Origin of the sequence: Trichocoleus sp. FACHB-591, from assembly GCF_014695845.1 — a bacterium.
Classification (GTDB): domain Bacteria; phylum Cyanobacteriota; class Cyanobacteriia; order FACHB-46; family FACHB-46; genus Trichocoleus.
Genome location: NZ_JACJPA010000059.1, coordinates 1 through 7,023, shown reverse-complemented (window position 1 = coordinate 7,023; position 7,023 = coordinate 1). Strand labels below are relative to the sequence as shown.

At 46.6% G+C, this 7,023-nt stretch carries 5 protein-coding genes and 2 pseudogenes; 5 read left to right on the top strand and 2 right to left on the bottom strand.

What is annotated here, in order from left to right; all coding sequences use genetic code 11:
- The first annotated feature begins 112 nt into the window (after window positions 1-112).
- Together H6F90_RS31120 and H6F90_RS11710 are read left to right on the top strand one after the other, a co-directional pair.
- Entirely contained in the window at window positions 113-496 is a 384-nt protein-coding gene (locus H6F90_RS31120; RefSeq protein WP_190552649.1) for an HNH endonuclease, read from the top strand.
- 721 nt (window positions 497-1,217) lie between these two features.
- Window positions 1,218-3,386, top strand: coding sequence for a cytochrome-c peroxidase (locus H6F90_RS11710; protein WP_190552648.1), 2,169 nt, complete (start codon window positions 1,218-1,220; stop codon window positions 3,384-3,386).
- A gap of 26 nt (window positions 3,387-3,412) precedes the next feature.
- On the opposite strand, the gene H6F90_RS31500 is transcribed toward H6F90_RS11710, so the two are convergent.
- Together H6F90_RS31500 and H6F90_RS11700 are read right to left on the bottom strand one after the other, a co-directional pair.
- A complete protein-coding gene (locus H6F90_RS31500) occupies window positions 3,413-3,574 on the bottom strand; it encodes a pentapeptide repeat-containing protein (RefSeq protein WP_190552650.1) in 162 nt (53 codons plus the stop codon).
- A gap of 139 nt (window positions 3,575-3,713) precedes the next feature.
- Window positions 3,714-4,037 (bottom strand): hypothetical protein, encoded by a 324-nt coding sequence (locus H6F90_RS11700; RefSeq protein WP_190552647.1) that lies wholly within the window; start codon window positions 4,035-4,037, stop codon window positions 3,714-3,716.
- A gap of 195 nt (window positions 4,038-4,232) precedes the next feature.
- On the opposite strand from H6F90_RS11700, the gene H6F90_RS11695 reads away from it, so the two are divergent.
- From H6F90_RS11695 to H6F90_RS11685, 3 genes and pseudogenes are all read left to right on the top strand, one after another.
- On the top strand, window positions 4,233-5,333 hold the full coding sequence (locus H6F90_RS11695; RefSeq protein WP_190552646.1) for a lipopolysaccharide assembly protein LapB: 1,101 nt from the start codon (window positions 4,233-4,235) through the stop codon (window positions 5,331-5,333).
- Window positions 5,334-5,678: 345 nt separating this feature from the next.
- Window positions 5,679-5,804 (top strand): annotated as a pseudogene (locus H6F90_RS11690) (ABC transporter ATP-binding protein); the annotation flags it as partial.
- A 945-nt stretch (window positions 5,805-6,749) separates the two neighbouring features.
- Window positions 6,750-6,851, top strand: a pseudogene (locus H6F90_RS11685) (IS1 family transposase); the annotation flags it as partial.
- Between the last annotated feature and the right edge of the window lie 172 nt (window positions 6,852-7,023).

Genomic DNA, 7,023 nt, shown 5'->3' with positions numbered 1-7,023 from the left:
CTCAGGGGTGAGGGTGACCGTGTACTTTTCTGGCATGAGGAGGGGATTGTTGATTTTCAACCAGTTTCCCTGACTTCTCTCTACCTGTCAAAATCGGTGTGTCGAACTACTAGTGCATCTTCGTACGCATGGTGAAACGCCAATTGTTCGGCATGTCAAGGTTCAAGGCAATCGCAGTCCTTTTGATGGAGACTGGAGCTATTGGGCAACTCGGATGGGAAAGCATCTAGAGCTACCAAAGCAAATTGCCAAACTGTTGAAGCAACAACGCGGGCAATGTTCGTACTGCAAATTGTATTTCAAGTCAGAGGGTCTCATGGAAATCCACCATATGGATAGAAATCACCAAAACCATAAATGGGAGAATCTGACGTTATTACATCAGCACTGCCACGACCAAGTTCATTCAGGTGTGCATGACAAGCACCCAGTTGTTGAGGAGCCGTGTGAGGCGACAAGTCTCATGCACGGTTCTGCAGACCAGCGGAGTGGGTGACTGCTCCGCTGAGTTTAACTCAATGCCCTATAGAGGTGATTAGCCCGCATCAATTCCGCTTAATCCTTCAAGTCGGACATTAGCCCGAAAAGTTTTCTGTATAATACGCCTGATTTTGGGAATTAGCCCGAGTTCTTCAGCGTTTCTTCCCTCTGTTTTCGCCTTTTATTCTGCTTAATCTCCCAAAAATGGGATTAGACGGAATTCAGGGTGCTGGCATGGAACTACAACGTCGAAAATTATTAGATCTAGTCCAAGAAATCGACTGATTCACTAAGCGCCAATACTTCAAAAGCTCAGAGACGCGATCGCCCTCCATTGCCTTGAACAACTTGCCAATCTCGTGGGCGTTAAAACTTTGGCTTGACCGTGGCCGTCTACTCTCACTTCAGCCGCCTCAACATTTACCCAAACTAATTTGTATTTTCTTCAGGTAACACGCGCAAAGCATTGACACATTAATTCGTTAACATCGTTTACGTTTACCACGGGCGATCCTAGTGTTTTGATCACGACCTTTCACTTCCCTCCGCTCATCCAAGTTTTAAGAAGGCTCAAGTAGCGCGATAAAAAATATTATTGGGTTTATATTTAACAACTATAAGCTGAAGTATTTGACAAAAAGATAGATACATCCTATGTGGATGGAAAAGTCAAAGTTTGAGAATAGTGAGGAGTATTACTTTGCTGAATTTACTATCTAACTTATGACAATTGAAAAATGAAAACACAAATAAAAGACGTAGCGTTCTTGGCGATCGCGTTTCGATCTCAACTTAATCGACTCGGCTTGAGTTTGTCAAAGAGAATAAAAAAAAGCTTGGTAATGGTAGCGATCGCTGCTGTTATCGTCCTAGCTGGACATACCGTAGCAGCTCAGCTAGAGCCACCCGAACAACCGCAGTCGCTAGCCTCGCTCAAAAGTGTACCGATCCCAGAGCCGGATAATCTCGGACAATTTGTTAAGAATAAAACAGCTGCGATCGCTTTAGGAAAAGCTCTTTTTTGGGAGATGCAGGTAGGAAGCGATGGTTTCCAGTCCTGTGCTAGTTGCCACTTCCATGCAGGAGTTGACAACAGAGCAAAAAATCAGCTCCACCCAGGACCATCGACAAATTTCAGTTCAGGAACTGGGCCTAATTATACGCTGAAACCAGAAGATTACCCATTCCACAAGCTGCAAAACCCAGATGATCGCTCCTCGACCGTTCTATCTGACAATGACGACATTACTGGTTCTCAGGGTGTCGATCTGACCAAATTCAACGACATCATTCCCGGTAGCGCTGTAGACAATGTAACGGTGCAGCCAGATCCAGTTTTCAATGTCAACGGCATCAACGTCCGTCAGGTAACAGGTCGCAACGCACCCAGTACAATTAATGCGGTGTTCAACTTCCGCAACTTCTGGGATGGAAGGGCGCAAAATGATTTTAACGGCGTCAATCCTTTTGGATCGAGGGACAAAAATGCCTTTCTGTATAAAGCACCCACAAAACAGTCTTCACTACAGCAAGTAAAAGTCAGCATTAAGAATTCCTCTCTAGCATCACAGGCGGTAGGCCCGCCCCTCAGCGATGTTGAGGAATCTGGTAGTGGTCGTGTTTTCCCCGATATCGGTCAGAAGTTTAATCGAGTCAAGAGCAAGAAGATTCCTAGAGAAACGGGTAAAAAGCTAAAGGTCTTACGTCCTCTGGCAAAGCAACTTGTGCATCCTGAAGACAGCGTTCTCGGTAAATATAGCAACTGGCCGAAACCAGGTCTCAAGCAGAAGAACTACCAAACTATGGTTCAAGATGCCTTTAAGCCAGAGTGGTGGAACTCTCAGCAGGTTATCAAAGTTGGTGCTGATGGTAGCCGGATCTTCAAACAACCGCAGGGAGCTTTAGCTACCGACGAATTTACGCTGATGGATTACAACTTCTCGCTGTTTATGGGACTTTCCATTCAGCTGTATGAATCAACGCTAGTTTCCGATAATACGCCTTTCGACCAGTATATGGAAGGAAATAGTAATGCTTTAACTGCTCAGCAGAAGCTAGGTAAAGAGCTATTTGAGGGTAAAGCTAAGTGTGTTAATTGTCACGGCGGCGCTGAGTTCACCAACGCTTCTGTCAGAAACGTGCGAAACGAACGACTCGAACGTATGGTGATGGGCGATAACGGTGTTGCTGTTTATGACAACGGCTTTTACAACATTGGTGTCAGACCTACCCAGGAAGATTTAGGCGTGGGTGGGAAAGATCCGTTTGGAAACCCGCTTTCAGAGTCGCGATTGTCTCAGAATGGAAAGTTCAACGATCCCAATTTGAGGCCGCCGATTAGTGCGACTGAAAGAGTAGCTGTCGATGGAGCCTTTAAAACACCCGGACTGCGGAATATAGCGCTTACAGCTCCTTACTTTCATAATGGTGGGCAACTAACTCTGCGGCAGGTAGTGGATTTCTACAATCGAGGTGGAGATTTCCACGAAACTAATATCCAAAACTTAGACCCGGATATCGAGAACCTGGGGCTGGATGAACTAGAAAAAGATGCGCTAGTGGCTTTCATGAACGCTCTAACTGATGCGAGAGTTCGCAATCAGAGCGCACCTTTTGACCATCCGCAATTGTTTATTCCTAACGGACATCCGGGGGATCAAAACTCTGTTACTAATGACGGTTCTGGGAGAGCAACGACTGCTTTGTTGGAACTCCCAGCGGTTGGGCGTAATGGTGGCGCTCCTCTACCGAGTTTTCTGGAAAGTTCTGCCCTCGCCCCTGAAGGTGCAGTTCCCGCTGTTCAATCAACTTCTAATCCGCTTGAGGGGAGCATAACTCAGCAGGACTGTCCTGCTAACTCTACTCTGCAATTTATAGCTGGCGGGTATGTTTGTGTGAGTAAGTAAATGAATAGAAAAGTCCTCCATCTAAGTTAGCATCCGGCAGTAGTGCCCGACTCAAATCTCGCAGGCGCAAACGAAGCATCCGGAAAGTTTGCCCCTGCGAGATTTGCTCTTTCTAGGTTGCCTCCAATTAAATTGACGCCATTAAGGTCTCTTTCCCCTACTGCACGCCGTTGAAGCGCTTGTCTCAGATAATCTCTTGAATGACTCGCAATGCTCCTCCGTGCTACTTATCTAGGTTAGAGTAGTGCTTCTAAAGCTGTGGGTACTAACTCCCACCAAACCCAAGCGATCGCGATCGTTGATGACGAACTCAGGCGTCAAGGCCTATCAAAAAACGGGTAGAAATTGACGAGGCTGAAACAACCTTAAATCAGGATGGGAGTTTTGAGTTAGAGCCCTATCAAAAAACGGTCCTTTTTTGATGGCCTTGCTCCATGAAGCAAACCACCTGTGCTCTCTACCTTCGAGTTTCAACTCTCGATCAGGTACAAGATACTGATAACCAGCTTTTGCAACTGCAAGAATTTTGCGATCGTTAAGGTTGGAAATTGCAGCCACCCAATTATGTAAGACCGACTCATTATTATTGAGTAGATCTTGCTTTAACGCTTGAAACAGCATCAAGTTTTGGTATCGATCAAAGTTGGTCAAATTTCATTCAATTGTGGGGAGCGATCGCTTCCAGAAGTAAGGGCGATCGCGGCTGGCGCTACTGGGTATTGGAATTACTAAAGTCTGAGCTCACTGAGGAAATAACCACCGTTAGACTTTGCCAAAGGATGACTCCACAAGCCTAGCTGAGCTAGTCTGTGAGCTAATGACTTTTGCTTTTATCGGGGTACTGATATGACTTCTCGTCAGGGGTTGTTGAGTCTAGTCATGGCAGTGTTGATTTTACCTCTGTCTGTGAGTTGGAGTCCCAGCAAGTCACTATCTGAGTTGCCAGGGCAGGCACAGACGAGCCAAGCGGCGAAAACAGCAGCAGAGCGGTTGTTGAATTTGGGTCTGAAGCAATACTCATTGGGCCTACAGCAATACTCATTGGGCCTGAAGCAACACTCATTGGGCCTGAAGCAACTTGAAGCGGCTCTGCAATCTTGGCAACAGGCGTTAGGGTTCTATCGTCAACTTCAAGACCGTCAAGGTGAGGGAAGAGTCTTGGGGATGCTCGGCGATGTCTACATGATTTTAGCTACCAATATAGACATCTACGACCAAGGCATTGACCATTACCAAAGAAGCTTAGCCATTGCTCGCGAGACCAAAGACCGTCAAGGCGAGGTCAAGGCTTTAATGCGGCTAGGGATGGTTGGCTATGGTAATTCGGGAAACTACAACGTAGCCATTGAATATTACGAACAAAGCTTAGCCGTCGCTCGCGAGATCAAAGACCGCCAATCCGAGGTAGAGATCTTGTGGCAACTCGGTAGCAATTACGCAGGTTTAATTACTACCTCTAATTATCGGGGAGACCACAACAAACCCATTGAATATTACGAACAAAGCTTAACGCTCGCTCGCGAGATCAAAGACCGCCGAGGCGAGGGATGGGCTTTGTGGGCTTTAGCCGGTTTTTACAGTAGTGGACCAGACTACAACAAAGCCATTGAGTACTACGAACAAAGCTTAGCGATCACTCGCGAGATCAAAAACCGCCAATTCGAGGTAGAGCTCTTGCGGAGCCTAGGTCACACTTATCATGAGATGGGAGACGACGGCAAAGCTATGGACTATTACCAACAAAGCCTAGCGCTCGCTCGCGATCGCAAAGACCGCCGAGCTGAGGGATCTGCTTTGGGGGCTCTAGGAGTTGTCTATGAGGATTTAGGAGACTGTAACAAAGCCATTGAGTATTACGAACAAAGCTTAGCCATCGAGCGCGAGACCAAAGACCATCTGGGCGGAGCGCCTGTTGTCTTTTATAGTGAACCTAGGAGTTGTCTATGAGGGCTTAGGAGACTGCAACAAAGCCATAAACCATCACCGGGTATCAAACATTTGTGCAATCGTTAAGATCCAGTACAGGCAGCGGATAGATGAAACGTGGGATGCAGTGATCGCATCATTTAATAAGTGAGAATTTGAGAATTTGGAAAAATCCGAAACAAACTATTCAAATTCTCGCAACTTTAATACTGAAACCCCTTACACAGTGGGCATGTGAGAGCTGACAGAGATTCAATCTTCGTCGTTTCCTGGCTGAAACTCATTGAGTTTTGTAAGTCGAACAACGACGGAATAGGTAGTTCAACTATGAATAATTCGCCAACAGTGTCTATGCTACCTTTACCCCAGCAAGGCTGCACTGTTTTGCTAGTGATATACGACAATCAAATTCTGGATATTGCCGATCGCATTGTGTATATGAAAGATGGCAGGTTAAAAACCAATACAGTAACGGCAGCGATCGCTAAATAAAAGTATTCTCAACCCGTAAATCAAATGACTTTTCCAATGGTTCAACGCCTGCTCATTCCGTGCCTTTTGCTCTTCGTCGTTAGCTGCAACACGGTGGTTCCTCTTGAATCCACGACCCCTCCTGAATCGACAACCTCTTCCAATTCTACTTTTTCCACCTCCCCTACCACTCCCGTCCCATCAACGGCAGTAGACTCTACCTCCGATAGCATCAGTCCATCGACTCAGCAAAGTACCACTAGCTTGGCGCTGAGCGCAGAGGGTTTGCAACTTGTTAAGCAGGACACTGGCTCGACTCGATTACTCCCATTTGGTGCAGAGCACGAGCAGGTAGTCGCAGCCGTTAGTAAGGTGCGTGGAGAACCAGCCAAGCAAGGCACAAGCGCCGATTGTGAGCTTGGATCCACGGCGTGGGCAGATGGACTTATTTTATCTAGTTTAGACGGACGCTTCGTTGGCTGGCATATGAATGCTCAAAGCTTAAAGGCAGCTAAGACGTATACGACAATGGCTAATATCGGTATCGGTTCTACACGTGCGGAACTGGAGGAAGCTTATAGCACTGTTGTCAAACAAACATCACTTGGCAGCGAGTTCTCGGCAGGGAATCTCTTCGGAATTCTAGATGGTACTGGAGCAGACGCAAAAGTGACGGACCTCTGGGCTGGAAGAATATGCATCTTTCGATGAGCTCTCGCCAATTTGAAGCTGCGGGAAACGTTGAAGAACCAGAGTATTCGAGATCCACTCACGGGGCTATTCAACCGTTTTCATTGTTTTCATGTTCTAAAAACACCCGGAATTGCGCTTGTAGCATGGGTGTTTTTGCATTTTTTAGGCCAAAATTAGTCCAGCTCGTTGTAGTACAGGTAGATTGAGCCTGTTTCAAACTTTTCTATAAATGGATGAAAGGGGGAGTAGGCAAGGCAGCGATCGCTCTCTTAGTTTGTTACAGATGGCTGGAAGGTCTATCCCAGATTCATTGAGGTAGAGGACCAGACCCTCAGCAAAACCTCTATGACTCGGGGGGAGGGAGAGAACACTCGCTGCTCCACTCTTTGAGGTATCGAATGGTGCTGCTGCCAGCTTAACTTCGTTCATTACTGTTTCAGCAACGCCATGTTTAGGTGATGCGTAAACGTTCAATGTCTTTAATCGGCGGCGCACCAAACAGGCGAGAATATTCACGGCTGAACTGTGAAGGGCTTTCATAACCAAC